Origin of the sequence: Streptomyces sp. NPDC060232, from assembly GCF_042726555.1 — a bacterium.
In the GTDB taxonomy this organism is placed as follows: Bacteria; Actinomycetota; Actinomycetes; order Streptomycetales; family Streptomycetaceae; genus Streptomyces.
The window spans coordinates 226063-241394 of record NZ_JBHXAG010000009.1 but is presented as its reverse complement, the minus strand read 5'-3'; the positions used below and the strand labels follow the sequence as shown (position 1 = coordinate 241394).

Below are 15332 nucleotides of genomic sequence, written 5' to 3'. Positions count from 1 at the left end.
CCGCCGCCGTGCGCGGCCCACCATCGCCGCATGCATGTTCGGGTCTCGCTTGTCGCCGCAGCCCGTAGTTCCTCGCTGCTCGCCGAGCGCTTCGACGACGACCGCCCGCTGGACGGAGCCGGCTGGCGGGCCGTCGAGTCCGCCGCCCGGGGCCTCGTACCCCTGGGCGCGGCCGAGTTGCGCTACTGCTCGCCGACCCCGCGCAGCCGGGCCACGGGCGAGGCCCTCGGGTACGCGCCCCTGGCCCAGCCGGCGCTGCGCGAGTGCGACATGGGCCGCTGGCGGGGGCTGACCCTCGCCGAGGTGACCGCCCAGGAGCCCGCGGCGGTCGACCAGTGGCTCAGCGACCCGCGGGCCGCCCCGCACGGAGGGGAGTCGCTGCTCGCCTTCATCTCCCGGATCGGCGGCTGGCTCGACACCCGGCCCGCGGACGACGGCGGCGCGATCGTGGCCGTGGCGGAACCCTCCGTGGTCCGCGCCGCCCTTGTCTACGCCCTGAAGGCGCCCCCGCTGACCTACTGGAACGTGGACGTCCGGCCGCTGTCGACGATGACCCTCACGGGCTGGTCCGGCCAGTGGCACCTATGCCTCCAGGCCCCGGCCTGAACGCGTCGTAAGAGCCCGCGCGGTCCCGGCCGGGCCAGTACGGCCGAGGGCGCCCGCGGCCGTACTGTCGACAGGGGGACGGCCCGACGCCCGGGATCCACCGCATTGCATAAACGTGCGGACATACGTATAGTCATGCCATCGATGAGGAGGGTCCGATGGCGGTACGTGTAGCGGTGGCCGGAGCGAGCGGGTACGCGGGCGGAGAAGTCCTGCGCCTGCTGCTCTCGCACCCCGAGGTGGAGATCGGTGCCCTCACCGGCAACTCCAACGCCGGACAGCTCCTCGGCTCCCTGCAACCGCACCTCGTGCCGCTGGCGGGCCGCACCCTGGAGGCGACCACCCCCGAGGCGCTCGCCGGCCACGACGTCGTCTTCCTCGCCCTCCCGCACGGCCAGTCCGCCGCCGTCGCCGCCCAGCTCGGCGACGAGGTCCTCGTCGTCGACATGGGCGCCGACCACCGCCTCAAGGATTCGGCCGACTGGGACGCCTTCTACGGCGCCCCGCACGCCGGGACCTGGCCCTACGGGCTCCCCGAACTCCCCGGCGGCCGCGCCGGACTGGAAGGCGCCAAGCGGATCGCCGTCCCCGGCTGCTTCCCCACCGCCGTCTCCCTCGCGCTCTACCCGGCCTACCAGGCCCAGCTCGCCGAGCCCGAGGCCGTGATCGTCGCCGCCACCGGCACCTCCGGCGCGGGCAAGGCGCTCAAGCCGCACCTGCTCGGCGCCGAGGTCATGGGGTCCGTGACCCCGTACGGCGTCGGCGGCGGCCACCGGCACACGCCCGAGATGGTGCAGAACCTCAGCCCGCTCGCGGGGGAGCGCGTCTCGGTCTCCTTCACCCCGACCCTCGTGCCCATGGCCCGCGGCATCCTCGCCACCTGCTCGGCCAAGGCCCTGCCCGGCACGACCGCGCAGACCCTGCGCGCCGCGTACGAGAAGGCGTACGCCGACGAGGCCTTCGTGCACCTGCTGCCCGAGGGCCGGATGCCGTCCACCAAGTCCGTCCACGGTTCCAACGCCGTCCACGTCCAGGTCGCCTACGACGAGTCCGCCCGGCGGATCATCGCCGTCAGCGCCATCGACAACCTCACCAAGGGCACCGCCGGCGGCGCGGTGCAGAGCATGAACATCGCCCTCGGGCTCCCCGAGCAGCTCGGGCTTTCGACGATTGGAGTCGCGCCGTGACGGTTACGGCTGCACAGGGATTCACGGCGGCGGGCATCGCCGCCGGAATCAAGGCCAACGGCAACCCGGACCTGGCCCTCGTGGTCAACAACGGGCCGCGCCTCGCCGCCGCGGGCGTCTTCACCTCCAACCGCGTCAAGGCCGCGCCCGTCCACTGGTCCGAACAGGTCCTGCGCGGCGGCACCGTCAGCGCCGTCGTCCTCAACTCCGGCGGGGCCAACGCCTGCACCGGCCCCCAGGGCTTCCAGGACACCCACGCCACCGCCGAGAAGGTCGCCGCCACCCTCAACGCACACGGTCTCGGCGAGCACAACGCCGGCGAGGTCGCGGTCGCCTCCACCGGCCTGATCGGCGTCCTGCTCCCCATGGACAAGCTGCTCCCCGGCATCGAGACCGCCGCCGCGGCCCTGTCCGAGGACGGCGGCGAGGCCGCCGCCGTCGCCATCAAGACCACCGACACCGTGCACAAGACGGCCACCGTGTCCCAGGACGGCTGGACCGTCGGCGGCATGGCCAAGGGCGCCGGCATGCTCGCCCCGGGCCTGGCCACCATGCTCGTCGTCCTCACCACCGACGCCGACGTGGACGGCCCCACCCTCGACAAGGCACTGCGCTCCGCCACCCGCACCACCTTCGACCGGGTCGACTCCGACGGCTGCATGTCCACCAACGACACCGTGCTGCTGCTCGCCTCCGGGGCGTCCGGCCGTACGCCCGCCCACGCGGACTTCGCCGAGGCCGTACGCACGGTCTGCGACGACCTGGCCCGCCAGCTGATCGGCGACGCCGAGGGCGCCAGCAAGGACATCCGCATCGAGGTCATCGGCGCGGCCAGCGAGGACGACGCGGTCGAGGTGGGCCGCTCCATCGCCCGCAACAACCTGCTCAAGTGCGCCATCCACGGCGAGGACCCCAACTGGGGCCGCGTGCTGTCCGCGATCGGCACCACCAAGGCCGCCTTCGACCCGGACCGGCTGAACGTCGCCATCAACGGCGTGTGGGTCTGCAAGAACGGCTCGGTCGGCGAGGACCGCGACCTGGTGTCGATGAAGGACCGCGAGGTCCGTATCACCGCCGACCTGTCCACCGGCGGCGAGTCCGCCGTCATCTGGGCCAACGACCTGACCGCCGACTACGTCCACGAGAACAGCGCGTACTCCTCATGAGCGACGAGAAGGCCGGCCAGCCCGGCACCGCCCGCAAGCACACCGCCCTGCCCAAGGCGCAGATCCTCATCGAGGCACTGCCCTGGCTCCGGCGCCACAACGGCAAGGTCGTCGTCATCAAGTTCGGCGGCAACGCCATGATCGACGAGGACCTCAAGGCCGCCTTCGCCCAGGACGTCGTCTTCCTGCACCAGGCCGGCCTCAAGCCGGTCGTCGTGCACGGCGGCGGCCCGCAGATCAACGCCCAGCTCGACAAGCAGGGCCTGGTCAGCGAGTTCAAGGCCGGCCTGCGCGTGACGACCCCGGAGGCCATGGACGTCGTACGGATGGTCCTGGCGGGCCAGGTCCAGCGCGAGCTGGTCGGGCTGCTCAACCAGCACGGGCCGCTCGCCGTCGGCATGACCGGCGAGGACGCCCGCACCATCACCGCGACCAAGCACAGCCCCGAGATCGACGGCGAGGTCATCGACATCGGCCGGGTCGGCGAGATCACCGACATCGACACCGGCGCCATCGAGGCACTGCTGGCCGACGGCCGGATCCCGGTCATCTCCTCCATCGCCCGCAGCGCCGACGACCACCACGTCTACAACGTCAACGCCGACACGGCGGCCGCGGCGCTCGCGGCCTCCCTCGGCGCCGAGACGCTGATGGTCCTCACCGACGTCGAGGGCCTCTACGCCGACTGGCCGCAGAGCGACGAGGTCATCAGCCGGCTCACCGTCAGCGAGCTGGAGAAGCTGCTCCCCGAGCTGTCCAGCGGCATGGTGCCCAAGATGGAGGGCTGCCTGCACGCCGTACGCAATGGCGTCGGCACCGCCCGCGTCCTCGACGGGCGGGTCCCGCACTCGATCCTGCTGGAGATCTTCACGGACTCCGGCATCGGCACGATGGTCGTGCCCGACCGACAGCCAGGGGGAGCAGCATGACGAAGGGCACCGGCAACCAGGAGTACGGCGCACGGTGGCAGGGCGCGCTGACCGACAACTACGGCACGCCCGCCCTCGCCCTCGTCCGCGGCCGGGGCGCCCAGGTCTGGGACGCCGACGGCAAGCAGTACACGGACTTCGTCGGCGGCATCGCCGTCAACGCCCTCGGCCACGCCCACCCGGCGATCGTGACGGCCGTGACCGTGCAGATCTCCACGCTCGGCCATGTCTCCAACCTCTTCGCCTCCGAGCCGGTCATCGCGCTCGGCGAGCGGCTGCTCCAGCTCTTCGGCCGCCCCGGCAAGGTCTTCTTCTGCAACTCCGGCGCCGAGAGCATCGAGGCCGCTTTCAAGATCGGCCGGCTGACCGGGCGGACCCGCATGGTCGCCACCGACGGAGGCTTCCACGGCCGGACCATGGGCGCCCTCGCGCTCACCGGCCAGCCGAAGAAGCAGGAGCCGTTCCTGCCGCTGCCGGGCGACGTCACCCACGTCCCGTACGGCGACGTCGAGGCCCTGCGGGCCGCCGTCACCGAGGAGACCGCGCTCGTCGTCATCGAGCCGATCCAGGGCGAGAACGGCGTGGTCGTGCCCCCCGCCGGATATCTCACGGCCGCCCGCGAGATCACCCGGGCCACCGGCACCCTGCTCGTCCTCGACGAGGTCCAGACCGGCATCGGCCGCTGCGGCCAGTGGTTCGAGCACCAGGCCCACGAAGGCGTCGAGCCCGACATCGTCACCCTCGCCAAGGGGCTCGGCGGCGGCCTCCCGATCGGTGCCGCCGTCGCCTTCGGGCCCACCGCCGACCTGCTGCGGCCCGGCCAGCACGGCACCACCTTCGGCGGGAACCCGGTCGCCTGCGCCGCCGGCCTCGCCGTCATCGACACCATCGCCGCCGCCGACCTGCTCGACCGGGTCAAGGCGCGGGGCGAGCGGCTGCGCTCGGGGATCGAGTCCGCGGGGCACCCTCTGGTATCCCACGTCAGGGGAGCCGGCCTGCTCCTGGGTATCGTGCTGACCGAGCCGCTCGCACCCAAGGTGCAGCAAGCGGCCCAGGACGCCGGCTTCCTGGTCAACGCGCCCGCCCCCGACGTCGTACGGCTCATGCCCCCGTACGTACTCACCGAGGCCGAGGCGGACGCGTTCGTCCGGGCGCTGCCCGGCATCCTCGACGCAGCCCACGGGGACGGATCCGGAGAATGAGACGACGATGAGCCAGGCGCAGGACAACGAGCACGGCGGGCAGGCCGTCCCGCAGACCCGCACCGCGCGTCACCGCCGGATTGTGGACATCCTCAACCGCCAGCCGGTCCGCTCCCAGAGCCAGCTGGCGAAGCTGCTCGCCGACGACGGGCTGAGCGTCACCCAGGCGACGCTCTCCCGCGACCTCGACGAGCTGGGCGCCGTGAAGATCCGCAACACCGGCGGCGAGCTGATCTACGCGGTGCCCAGCGAGGGCGGCTTCCGCACCCCGCAGGCCCCGCTCGGCGAGTCCGCGAAGGAGGAGCGCATGCGGCGCCTCTCCGGGGAACTGCTGATCTCGGCGGAGGCCTCCGCGAACCTCGTGGTCCTGCGCACCCCGCCGGGCGCGGCGCAGTTCCTCGCCTCGGCCATCGACCAGGCCGAGCTCCGCGAGATCCTCGGCACGATCGCCGGCGACGACACCCTGATGCTGATCAGCCGTGACCCGGCGGGCGGCCAGGCACTCGCCGACCACCTCCTGAGGCTGGCGCAGAAGGAGGGCTGAGCGCAGCGGTCCCGGGCCACCGACGAGGACGAGTCCGGGTCCGCTCCTCGCAAAGCCTAGTAACGGGTGACGGCGAGCGGCCCGTCCTGTGTGCCGATCGCGATGTGCGGGCGCCGGTCCGGGTCCGCCCAGCGCAGGATCTTCCGCATGTCCCGCTCGGGCACCGACACGCAACCCGCCGTCGCCCCCTTGCCGTTGACGTGCAGGAAGATCCCGGCACCCCGGCCGCGCACCGGCCGGTCGTAGTTGAAGGCGATCAGCAGCGCGTGCGCGTACTGCTTCTCGTAGGTGACCAGGTGCTCGGCCTCGCCCGGCGCGCAGTCCGCGGGCAGCGGCTCCACCCAGCGGTTGTACGCGGCCGACGCGTTGTCCTGGCACCACCAGGAGTCCGCGTTCACCCGCCGGTAGACGTACGCCGTCCCCGCGGGCGCCCGCCGGATGCCGAAGGCGTAGGGCAGCTCGTACAGGCCGGTCGGGGTGGTGCTGGTGCCCTGCGTACGCGTCGAGCCCTCGGTGAGGCCGCCCGCCCCGAAGCGGGCGGGCGCGCTGCCGGCCTCGTACCAGCGCCCCGCCCACCGGTCCCACCAGGTCACCCGGCCGGTCGTGGATCCCGGAGCGGGCGCGACGGCGGTGATCAGCTGACTGCCGCCGCCGGTGTCGGCGAGACGGGCGGGCAGGGGCCCGGGCGAGGGCGCGGCCCCGTGCGGGAGCAGCGCGGTGACGATCAGCGAGCCGGTGACGAGAGCGGTACGCAGCACACGTCAGACGGTACGGGCAGGAAGGGGCAGGGGCAGTGCAGGCAGGCCGTCGAGGCTCGTCGCGATGTGGTCCTTCTTCTCGCAGTACGCGGCGAACTCCTCGTCCGTCTTGCGGGCGAGGTAGTCCGAATGGAGGGTGCGCTCGCCCTGGTACTCCATGAAGGGGACCGCGTACCCGCAGACTTCGGCGATCCGGCGGGCGCGCACCAGGATGACCGCCCGTGCGCCGGGCCCGTCGGCCTCGCCGAACAGGCCGATCAGCTCGGGCCAGCGCGGGTCGTCGCGGAAGACCGCCTCGCCCTCGCCGTGGATGCGCACGATCTTCGGGGGTCCGCTGAAGGCGCACCACATGAGGGTGATCCGGCCGTTCTCGCGGACGTGGGCGATGGTCTCGGCGCCGCTTCCGCCGAAGTCCAGGTAGGCGAGCCGCTGTTCGTCGATCACGACGAGGGTGCCGGCGCGGCCCTTGGGGGACAGGTTGACGTGGCCGTCACCCGAGAGGGGGGCGGTCGCGGTGAAGAAGACAGGCTGCTCCTGGATGAATGTGCGGAGCCTGCCGTCTATGCGTTCGTAGAGCTTTCCCATGAGCCGATTATCGGCCCGCATGTGCGGAACGTGTCGGAGCATTTCACGCCCTGAGTCCCGACCGGGCGCGCCGCAGCCCCAGTCCGTAGTCGCCGAAGAGCTTCGCCGACCGCTTCAGCAGGTCCGCCAGCTCCGCCCTGTCCGCCTCCCCGTCGAACTGCGCCGGATGCCACCGGCATGCGCGCACCACGGTCCGTGAGTCAGACGTCCGGCCCCGCGCCGGGTGGCGGCAGTTCGCGGCTCGGAATATCCGCCCTGGTCACGCGTGGGCCGCCCGACCTTGATTGACGAAACATGCAGAGCAGTGCATAGTTATGCTTGCCGTCGAACGCCGCGGCCGAGCGCGAACCGGCCCGAGCCGCCCGCCGCCCCGGACGGCCTCCCCGTTACCTCCGCGGCGGGGAGGCCGTTCTCCATCCACCCATGCAGTTTTGAGGAGCAGTAGCTGTGAGCAGCAACAACGCTGGTGACGTCCGGCTCTGGGGCGGCCGGTTCGCCGACGGTCCCGCCGAGGCCCTCGCGAAGCTGTCCGCGTCGGTCCACTTCGACTGGCGCCTCGCGCCGTACGACATCGCCGGCTCGCGCGCCCACGCCCGCGTGCTGCACACGGCGGGCCTGCTCACGGCCGACGAGCTCGAACGCATGATCGCCGGCCTGGACCGGCTGGAGGCCGACGTCGCCGACGGCTCCTTCACCGGCACCGTCGCCGACGAGGACGTGCACACCGCCCTGGAGCGGGGCCTGCTGGAGCGCCTCGGCGCCGACCTCGGCGGCAAGCTGCGGGCCGGCCGGTCCCGCAACGACCAGGTCGCCACGCTCTTCCGCATGTACCTGCGCGACCACGCCCGGATCATCGGCGGTCTGATCGCCGACCTCCAGGACGCGCTGGTCGGCCTCGCGGAGAGCCACGCCGACGTGGCGATGCCCGGCCGCACCCACCTCCAGCACGCGCAGCCGGTGCTCTTCGCGCATCACGTACTGGCCCACGTACAGGCCCTGTCCCGGGACGCGGAGCGGCTGCGGCAGTGGGACACGCGGACCGCGGTCTCGCCGTACGGCTCCGGCGCGCTGGCCGGCTCCTCGCTTGGCCTGGACCCGGAGGCGGTCGCCGCGGAGCTGGGCTTCGAGCGCGGCTCGGTGGGCAACTCCATCGACGGCACGGCCTCGCGGGACTTCGTGGCCGAGTTCGCCTTCGTCACCGCGATGATCGGGATCAACCTGTCCCGGATCGCGGAGGAGATCATCATCTGGAACACGAAGGAGTTCTCCTTCGTGACGCTGCACGACGCCTTCTCCACCGGCTCGTCGATCATGCCGCAGAAGAAGAACCCGGACATCGCGGAGCTGGCACGCGGCAAGTCCGGCCGTCTCATCGGCAACCTGACGGGCCTGCTCGCGACCCTCAAGGCGCTGCCCCTGGCCTACAACCGGGACCTCCAGGAGGACAAGGAGCCCGTCTTCGACTCCTGCGACACCCTTGAGGTCCTGCTGCCGGCCTTCACCGGCATGATGGCCACGCTCACCGTCAACCGGGAGCGGATGGAGGAGCTGGCCCCGGCGGGCTTCTCGCTCGCCACCGACATCGCGGAGTGGCTGGTCAAGCAGGGCGTCCCCTTCCGGGTGGCGCACGAGGTGGCCGGCGAGTGCGTCAAGGAGTGCGAGGGGCTCGGCATCGAGCTGGACGAGCTCACGGACGAGCAGTTCGCGAAGATCTCCGAGCACCTGACCCCCGAGGTCCGCACCGTCCTCGACGTCAAGGGCGCGCTGGCCTCCCGCAACGGCCGCGGCGGTACCGCCCCGTCGGCGGTCGCGGTCCAGCTCACCGAGCTCAAGGCCGACCTGGTCATCCAGCACGCCTGGGCCGTCCACAAGCAGTAGCCGTCACCGGCCGGAGGCGCCCGCCGCTGCCCCTGCCGCCCACTGCCCCCGCCGCCCTGCGGCCCGCACGCCCGCCGGAACCAGGCCGGGCCTGTACGTCCGCACGCGGCGGAAACGCCCGGAGGGGCGGCCGGAGCACACAGCTCCGGCCGCCCCTGCGGTGCGTCCACCTCCGGCTCAGCCGAGCGGGTGGTCCGGCTCGTAGTTGGTCAGGACACAGCCCTCGACCTGGGACTTCTCCAGCCGGTAGCCCGCCGGCGCGGAGAATCCGGGAAGGCAGTTCAGGTACAGGAACTGCAGCTGGTAGAGGCCGTGGCGGGACGACGGGCTGTTGGTCTCGACGGCGATGTTCTCCCCGACGAGCAGCCGGCTCGCGGTCTGCCTCAGCTTGCCGTCGTCCTTGTAGTCCGCCAGCTGCGCGGCCTTCGCCTTGGCCTGGAGCAGCTTCATGTCCCCGACGGTGTCCAGCCAGCTCAGGTCGCGGGCGCGCTGCCCCGCCGCGGGCTGCCCGCACAGGGCGCGGCCGGTCACGCCCCAGCCCAGGCCGCTGCCCTCCACCACCGGCGCGTAGTCGATCGACTCGATCGCCACGGCGTCGGGGTCGGTCGAGAAGTGCTTCTCGCAGTCGAGGCTGTTGCCCACGAGCGCGCGCAGCTCGGCGATGCTGTCGGCGCGCGGGAGCCCGAGGCTGCCCGCCTTCGGCTGGCCCGCCTTCTCGCCCTTGCCCCCCGGATCCTGGGGGGTCTCCAGGTTCGGGCTGCCCGATCCGTCCTCGGCGTTCACGAAGTCGCTGAGGCTGCAGTGCTCGACCAGCGGCTTCTCCCGCTTGTAGCCCTCGGGGACGGGGGCGGTCGGGTTGCACGTCAGCACCCGCAGGTCGGAGCGGACCAGCGTGAGAGCCGTCTTGGTGCTGGTGGGGAACGCGACGAAGCCCTTGCCGACCAGGACCCGGCTCTCCAGGCCGTACGCGCCGTCACCGCCGCGGATCCTGTCCAGGACGTAGCTCTTGTAGCGCTCCTGGAACTGCTTCATGTCCCCGGGGACGGCGATGACGATCTCGCCCTGTCGGACCTTGTCGCTGCAGACGCCCACCTCCTTCACCGACCACTGCCCGGCCTTGGGGAAGTCGCCCGCGGGCATCCGGGGGTCGTCGGGCTTGTCGCTCAGGTCGTCGCAGTTGGCGAACTGCCGCAGATACCGCTGCGCCTCGGCGAGCGGGCCCGTGTCGGCGGCGGCCGTGGACGACGACGCGGCCGGTGTGGCCGGCTGCCCGCCCTCCTTGCACGCGGCGAGTGTGGCGAGACAGCCGAGGGTGACGGTCGCGGCGAGGATCCGCTGGAGGCGCATGAGGCACTTTCGTCGGTACGGTCCGGGGGGGGGCATGTGCATGCTAAGTCGCGACAGCAGCGTGATCAAAACCCCGGTCCGCGGCGGCCGTTCGCCGCTCCGTGTCGCGCCGCCCAGTCGGCCAGGGCGTCGAAGTCGCGGCGGACCAGGCCGATCTGCTCGTCGATGCGCAGCAGCAGCGCGGGTGCCGGATGGTGCTGGTCCACGTACTCGCGGTCCAGCGCCCTGATGTCGTCGTCGATCCAGGCGAAGGGCCGCTCGCCCGCGTACTCCAGGATGTACTGCGTCTTCCAGAAGGTGCCGCGCGGCGCCCGGCCGTGCATCGCCGGCCAGTCGATGCAGGGCAGCCGGGGCAGGCCCAGGCGCGGGCCTATCCAGGTGTTGGCCTCGTCCTTCCAGGTGGTCGCCCAGACCAGCTCGTACGCATCCGCGAGCGCGAGCAGTTCCGCCCCGTGTGCGTGGTTCAGCCAGACCCGCAGCGGTTTCGCGCTCTCCTTCTGCGTCCAGCCCGTCGGCCGCATCCGGTGCGTGGAGTACCCCTCCGGGCGGCGCTGCGCCTGGGCCGCGTAGGGGTTCAGTGGTCCGTCGACGTCGATCAGCAGCAGTGGCTTCATCGGGGCAGGATTCCCTTCCGGCCGCCCGTGGGCAGCTCATTTTTCACAAGAATGAGACATCGACGTCTCAATCGGTGTACTCTTGTCTCATGGCCATGGATCGTGACCAGGTGCTCCGCGACGCGGCCGCCCTGCTCTCCCGCAAATCGACCGCCACGATGGACGAGGTCGCCCGCGCCGCCGGAATCGGGCGCGCGACCCTTCATCGGCACTTCGCCGGGCGCGACGCCCTCGTACGCGCCCTCGAAGACCTCGGTATCCGGGAGTTCGAGGTGGCGTTCGACAACGCCCGCCTCGACGAGGGCACCGCGGTGGAGGCGCTCAGACGCCTCGTCGCCGAGGCCGAGCCCAACGCCGAACTGCTGGCCTTCCTCGTCACCGAGAACCAGCTCTTCGAAGGCGACGAGGTCAACGAGGGCTGGGCCCGGCTCGACGCCCGCGTCACCGCCCTCTTCCGGCGCGGCCAGGAAGAGGGCGACATCCGGATCGACCTGAGCCCCGCGTGGCTCACCGAGGCCCTCTACGGCCTCATCGGCAGCTGCGCCTGGGCCGTCATGGACGGCCGGGTCGCCGCCAAGGACTTCCAGTACATGATCACCGAGCTGCTGCTCGGCGGCGCCCGACGGAGCGTGGAGAAATGAGCCGTACCGAACAGCTGATACGTCAGACGGGGGTGGGGGAGAAGAGCCGCGGCCGCTGGCTCGCGCTCTCCGTGCTCGTCCTGGCCGTCCTGCTGGTCGCGGTCGACGCCACGGTCCTCGGCCTCGCCACACCCTCCCTCAGCGAAGACCTCCAGCCGTCCGGCACCCAGCTGCTGTGGATCGGCGACATCTACTCCTTCGTCATCGCCGGACTCCTGGTCTCCATGGGCTCCCTCGGCGACCGCATAGGCCGCAAGAAGCTCCTCCTCGTCGGTGCCACCGCCTTCGGCGCCGTCTCGGTCCTGAACGCCTACGCCACCAGCCCCGAGATGATGATCGCCGCCCGCGCCCTGCTCGGCGTGGCCGGCGCCACGCTGATGCCGTCCACCCTCGCGCTGATCCGCAACATCTTCACCGACCCCAGGGAGCGCAGCCTCGCCATCGGCATCTGGGGCGCCACCGCCTCGGCCGGCGCGGCCGTCGGCCCGGTCGTCGGCGGGGCCCTGCTCCAGCACTTCTGGTGGGGCTCGGTCTTCCTCATCAACCTCCCCGTGATGATCGCCCTGGTCCTCGTCGGGATCAAGCTGCTCCCCGAGTCCAGGAATCCGGTCGCGGGCCCCTGGGACCTCGTCAGCGTCGCCCTCTCCCTCGTCGGCGTGATCGGTGTGGTCTACGCCGTCAAGGAAGCCGCCACGCACGGCTTGACCTGGGAGGTCGCGGTCGCCGCGACCCTCGGCGCGGGCGCGCTGTACGCCTTCGTCCGACGCCAGTTCACCCTGCCGTCCCCGCTGCTCGACATGCGGCTCTTCCGGCACCGCGGCTTCTCCGGCGCGGTCCTGGCCGACCTGCTCACCGTCTTCGGCCTCTCCGGACTGGTCTTCTTCCTCTCCCAGTTCCTCCAGCTCGTCCAGGGCCGCGGTCCGCTGGAGGCGGGCCTGGCCGAACTGCCCGCCGCCATCGGCGCTGTGGTCACCGGCCTGGTCGCCGGCCGGTACGCCCGCCGGTACTCGGTGCGCACCGTCGTGACCGGCGGCCTCGCCGCCATCGGCCTGGCCCTCGCCGTCCTGACCGTGATCCACAAGGAGAGCGGCTACCCGCTGCTCGGCGCGGCCCTCCTCGTCGTCGGCCTCGGCGCCGGCTTCTCCTTCACCGTCACCGCCGACGTCATCCTCTCCAGCGTCCCCAAGGAGCAGGCCGGTTCGGCCTCCGCCGTCTCCGAGACGGCGTACGAACTCGGCGCCGCCCTCGGCATCGCCCTGCTCGGCTCCATCGTCACCGGCGTCTACCAGGGCTTCACCGCCCCGGCCTCCGTCAGCGGACCGGTGGCCGACGCCGCGCACGAATCCCTCAGCGGAGCCGTGGAGGCCGCCAAGGCACTGGACCCGGACACCGCCGCCCACATGGTCGGCGCCGCCCAGGACGCCTTCGTCGACGGTCTGCGGTTCGCCTCCGGCGTCGGTGCGGCCGTACTGCTGGCCACCGCCGCGGCCGCCTGGTTCCTGCTCCGGGGCCAGCGCCTCCAGGAGGGCGTCGAGCACTGACCCACCGCCAAGGGACGCTGTCCCGGACGGAGTTGACAGTCCGTGGAACACCGGGACACCATCCCGGCGATGGAGATCAACGATCTGACCCCGGCCGAGCGCCGCGTCTGGGACGCCTTCCCGCGCGGCGACGGCGTCGACTTCCGGGAGCACCCCGACGACAGCTCCGTCGACGGAGCCGACTGGGGACCGGAACGCACCCTGCGCGCCGAGGTCCTGCGGGCGATCCTGCTCGGCGCAGCTCCCGCAGCGGAGGGCCGGGTCGCCGGGCTCAAGATCAAGGGCGCACGGATCACCGGGAAGCTGGACCTGCGCTACGCGGTCATCGACCACCCGATCCGGATGCGCGACTGCTGGTTCGAACGCAAACCGCTCCTGTACGGAGCCCAGCTGAAGGCCCTCGTCCTCGGCTACTCCACCCTGCCCGGCCTCACCGCGGCCACCGTGCGCGTCGACGTCGTCCTGCGGCTCTCCTGCTGCCGGATCAGCGGTCCCCTCCGACTCCAGGGCGCCAAGATATCCGGCGGCCTCTTCCTCCAGGGTGCGGTGGTCGGCCCCCCGACGGGCGAGGAGGCGGACGAGCCGCCGCTCCAGCTCAACCACGTGGAGATCGGCACCGACATCATCGCCAACGACCTCACCGTCCACGGCCAGCTGCGCCTCAACGGCGCCGTCGTCGGCGGCCAGATCAACCTCGACAGCGCTCGCCTGCTCGCCCCGGACGGCACCGCCCTCCAAGCCGAGACCCTCACGGTCGGCACCAACCTCCAGGCCGCGCGGGCCAGGATCCAGGGCCGCCTCAACCTCACCGGATCACGCATACCCGGCCGCTTCAACCTCGCACACGCCGTCCTCGACAACCCGGGCGGCATCGCCCTGCGCGCCTCCAGCTGCACGGTCGGCGAGATGTGGCTGCCCGCCTGCGAGGACGTGCGGGGCACCGTGAACCTGCGGCGCTCGCAGTTCGACCTGCTGAACATGCGGCCCGGGACCTGGCGGGACCCGCTGCGCCTCGACGGCCTGACCTACCGCGCACTGGACCCGCACCTGCCCGCCGAGGAGCGGCTGGCCGCGCTGGAGTCCGGCGAACCCGGGTACCTCCCGTACCCGTACGAACAGCTGGCCGCGGCCTACCGGACGGCGGGCGACGAGGCGGCCGCCCGGACCGTGCAGCTCGCGAAGCTGCGCAGGCACCGCCACACCCTGCCCCGGGCCGCACGCGTGTGGGGGCTGCTGCAGGACGTCACCGTCGGCTACGGCTTCCGCCCGCTGCGCGCGGCGGGCTGGCTGACGGCGCTGCTGCTCACCGGAGCCGTCGCGTTCGGGCTGGAGGAGCCGCGCCCGCTCAAGCAGGGCGAGGCGCCGGACTTCAACGCGGTCTTCTACACGATCGACCTCATGGTGCCGATCGTCAGTTTCGGCCAGGAGCAGGCCTTCGCGCCGGGCGGATGGCACCAGTGGCTGTCGTACCTGCTGATCGTGACCGGCTGGATCCTCGCCACCACCACGGCGGCGGGCGTCAGCCGGTCACTCCAGCGTCAGTAGCGGGGCGGGCTACGCGGCCTTCGCCTTGGTCGCGTACATGTCGACGTACTCCTGGCCGGAGAGCCGCATGACCTCTGCCATCACCGAGTCGGTGACGGCACGCAGCACGTACCGGTCGCGGTCCATGCCCTCGTAGCGGGAGAACTCCATCGGCTCGCCGAAGCGGACGGTGACCCGGCCCGGACGCGGCATGCCGGCGCCGCCGGGCTGGAGCTTGTCGGTGCCGATCATCGCGAACGGCACCACGGGGGCGCCGGTCATCAGGGTGAGGCGGGCGATGCCGGTGCGGCCGCGGTACAGCCGGCCGTCGGGGGAGCGGGTGCCCTCGGGGTAGATGCCGAAGATCTTGCCCTCTTCGAGGATCCGGCGGCCGGTCATCAGGGCCGCGACGCCGCCGTTCGCACCGTCACGGTCGACGGGGATCATGCCGGAGCCGGTGAAGAACCACGCCATGAGCCGGCCCTTGAGCCCCTTGCCGGTCACGTACTCGTCCTTGCCGATGAAGTGGACCGTGCGGTCGCACACCAGGGGAAGGATCATGGAGTCGATGAAGGTGAGGTGGTTGCCCGCCAGAATCACCGGTCCGGAGCCGGGGATGTTCCGGACGCCCTCCACGCGGGTGCGGAACATCGTGCGCATGACCGGTCCGACAGTGGCTTTGATGAGCTTCGTACGGAACAACGTGGGCCCTCCGGCATCGAAAAGCGGCTCGCGCACCCACCACTCGGCGGTAGCGCAGGTGAGGACGATACTCGCGGGTCAGCTCCGAGCGCACATCGGGTTCACGTG

At 71.9% G+C, this 15332-nt stretch carries 16 protein-coding genes; 10 read left to right on the top strand and 6 right to left on the bottom strand.

Annotated features, from left to right (window positions below):
• Positions 1-30: 30 nt before the first annotated feature.
• From ACFWFZ_RS16160 to ACFWFZ_RS16135, 6 genes are all read left to right on the top strand, one after another.
• Complete coding sequence (locus tag ACFWFZ_RS16160; protein ID WP_387122600.1) at positions 31-606, top strand: histidine phosphatase family protein; 576 nt, start codon at positions 31-33, stop codon at positions 604-606.
• A 158-nt stretch (positions 607-764) separates the two neighbouring features.
• Positions 765-1793, top strand: a complete 1029-nt coding sequence (gene argC, locus ACFWFZ_RS16155) for an N-acetyl-gamma-glutamyl-phosphate reductase (RefSeq protein ID WP_387122597.1) — start codon at positions 765-767, stop codon at positions 1791-1793.
• The gene (gene argJ / locus ACFWFZ_RS16150; protein ID WP_387122594.1) at positions 1790-2959 is read left to right on the top strand and encodes a bifunctional glutamate N-acetyltransferase/amino-acid acetyltransferase ArgJ; all 1170 of its coding nucleotides are present in this window, start codon (positions 1790-1792) and stop codon (positions 2957-2959) included. The genes argC and argJ overlap by 4 nt, the downstream gene beginning before the upstream one ends.
• Positions 2956-3888 (top strand): acetylglutamate kinase, encoded by a 933-nt coding sequence (argB, locus tag ACFWFZ_RS16145; RefSeq protein WP_387122591.1) that lies wholly within the window; start codon positions 2956-2958, stop codon positions 3886-3888. Before argJ ends, argB begins: the two co-directional genes overlap by 4 nt.
• The gene (locus ACFWFZ_RS16140) at positions 3885-5090 is read left to right on the top strand and encodes an acetylornithine transaminase (protein WP_387122588.1); all 1206 of its coding nucleotides are present in this window, start codon (positions 3885-3887) and stop codon (positions 5088-5090) included. Before argB ends, ACFWFZ_RS16140 begins: the two co-directional genes overlap by 4 nt.
• A gap of 7 nt (positions 5091-5097) precedes the next feature.
• Positions 5098-5634 (top strand): arginine repressor, encoded by a 537-nt coding sequence (locus ACFWFZ_RS16135; protein WP_030027366.1) that lies wholly within the window; start codon positions 5098-5100, stop codon positions 5632-5634.
• Between the two features lie 56 nt (positions 5635-5690).
• On the opposite strand, the gene ACFWFZ_RS16130 is transcribed toward ACFWFZ_RS16135, so the two are convergent.
• The 3 genes from ACFWFZ_RS16130 to ACFWFZ_RS16120 are packed head-to-tail and all read right to left on the bottom strand — an operon-like array spanning position 5691 to position 7167.
• Positions 5691-6389 carry a L,D-transpeptidase gene (locus ACFWFZ_RS16130; protein ID WP_387122683.1) on the bottom strand — a complete coding sequence of 233 codons (699 nt, stop codon included), beginning with the start codon at positions 6387-6389 and terminating at the stop codon, positions 5691-5693.
• A gap of 6 nt (positions 6390-6395) precedes the next feature.
• Positions 6396-6977: a pyridoxamine 5'-phosphate oxidase family protein gene (locus ACFWFZ_RS16125; protein ID WP_387122584.1), complete on the bottom strand. Its 582-nt coding sequence runs from the start codon at positions 6975-6977 to the stop codon at positions 6396-6398.
• 43 nt (positions 6978-7020) lie between these two features.
• Positions 7021-7167: a hypothetical protein gene (locus ACFWFZ_RS16120; protein ID WP_387122581.1), complete on the bottom strand. Its 147-nt coding sequence runs from the start codon at positions 7165-7167 to the stop codon at positions 7021-7023.
• A gap of 257 nt (positions 7168-7424) precedes the next feature.
• Between ACFWFZ_RS16120 and argH the strand changes: the two genes are divergently transcribed.
• Entirely contained in the window at positions 7425-8855 is a 1431-nt protein-coding gene (argH, locus tag ACFWFZ_RS16115) for an argininosuccinate lyase (protein WP_387122578.1), read from the top strand.
• 177 nt (positions 8856-9032) lie between these two features.
• Here the strand turns inward: argH and ACFWFZ_RS16110 are convergent, their stop codons facing one another.
• Positions 9033-10202 carry a hypothetical protein gene (locus tag ACFWFZ_RS16110; protein ID WP_387122575.1) on the bottom strand — a complete coding sequence of 390 codons (1170 nt, stop codon included), beginning with the start codon at positions 10200-10202 and terminating at the stop codon, positions 9033-9035.
• Positions 10203-10267: 65 nt separating this feature from the next.
• A complete protein-coding gene (locus ACFWFZ_RS16105) occupies positions 10268-10816 on the bottom strand; it encodes an HAD domain-containing protein (RefSeq protein ID WP_387122572.1) in 549 nt (182 codons plus the stop codon).
• 89 nt (positions 10817-10905) lie between these two features.
• Here ACFWFZ_RS16105 and ACFWFZ_RS16100 point away from each other — a divergent pair, with 89 nt between their 5' ends.
• From ACFWFZ_RS16100 to ACFWFZ_RS16090, 3 genes are all read left to right on the top strand, one after another.
• Positions 10906-11457: a TetR/AcrR family transcriptional regulator gene (locus tag ACFWFZ_RS16100; RefSeq protein ID WP_037925951.1), complete on the top strand. Its 552-nt coding sequence runs from the start codon at positions 10906-10908 to the stop codon at positions 11455-11457.
• Positions 11454-12998, top strand: coding sequence for an MFS transporter (locus ACFWFZ_RS16095; protein ID WP_387122567.1), 1545 nt, complete (start codon positions 11454-11456; stop codon positions 12996-12998). The genes ACFWFZ_RS16100 and ACFWFZ_RS16095 overlap by 4 nt, the downstream gene beginning before the upstream one ends.
• A gap of 69 nt (positions 12999-13067) precedes the next feature.
• Entirely contained in the window at positions 13068-14543 is a 1476-nt protein-coding gene (locus ACFWFZ_RS16090; RefSeq protein WP_387122564.1) for a membrane-associated oxidoreductase, read from the top strand.
• 9 nt (positions 14544-14552) lie between these two features.
• On the opposite strand, the gene ACFWFZ_RS16085 is transcribed toward ACFWFZ_RS16090, so the two are convergent.
• A complete protein-coding gene (locus ACFWFZ_RS16085) occupies positions 14553-15182 on the bottom strand; it encodes a lysophospholipid acyltransferase family protein (RefSeq protein ID WP_387122562.1) in 630 nt (209 codons plus the stop codon).
• Positions 15183-15332 lie beyond the last annotated feature (150 nt).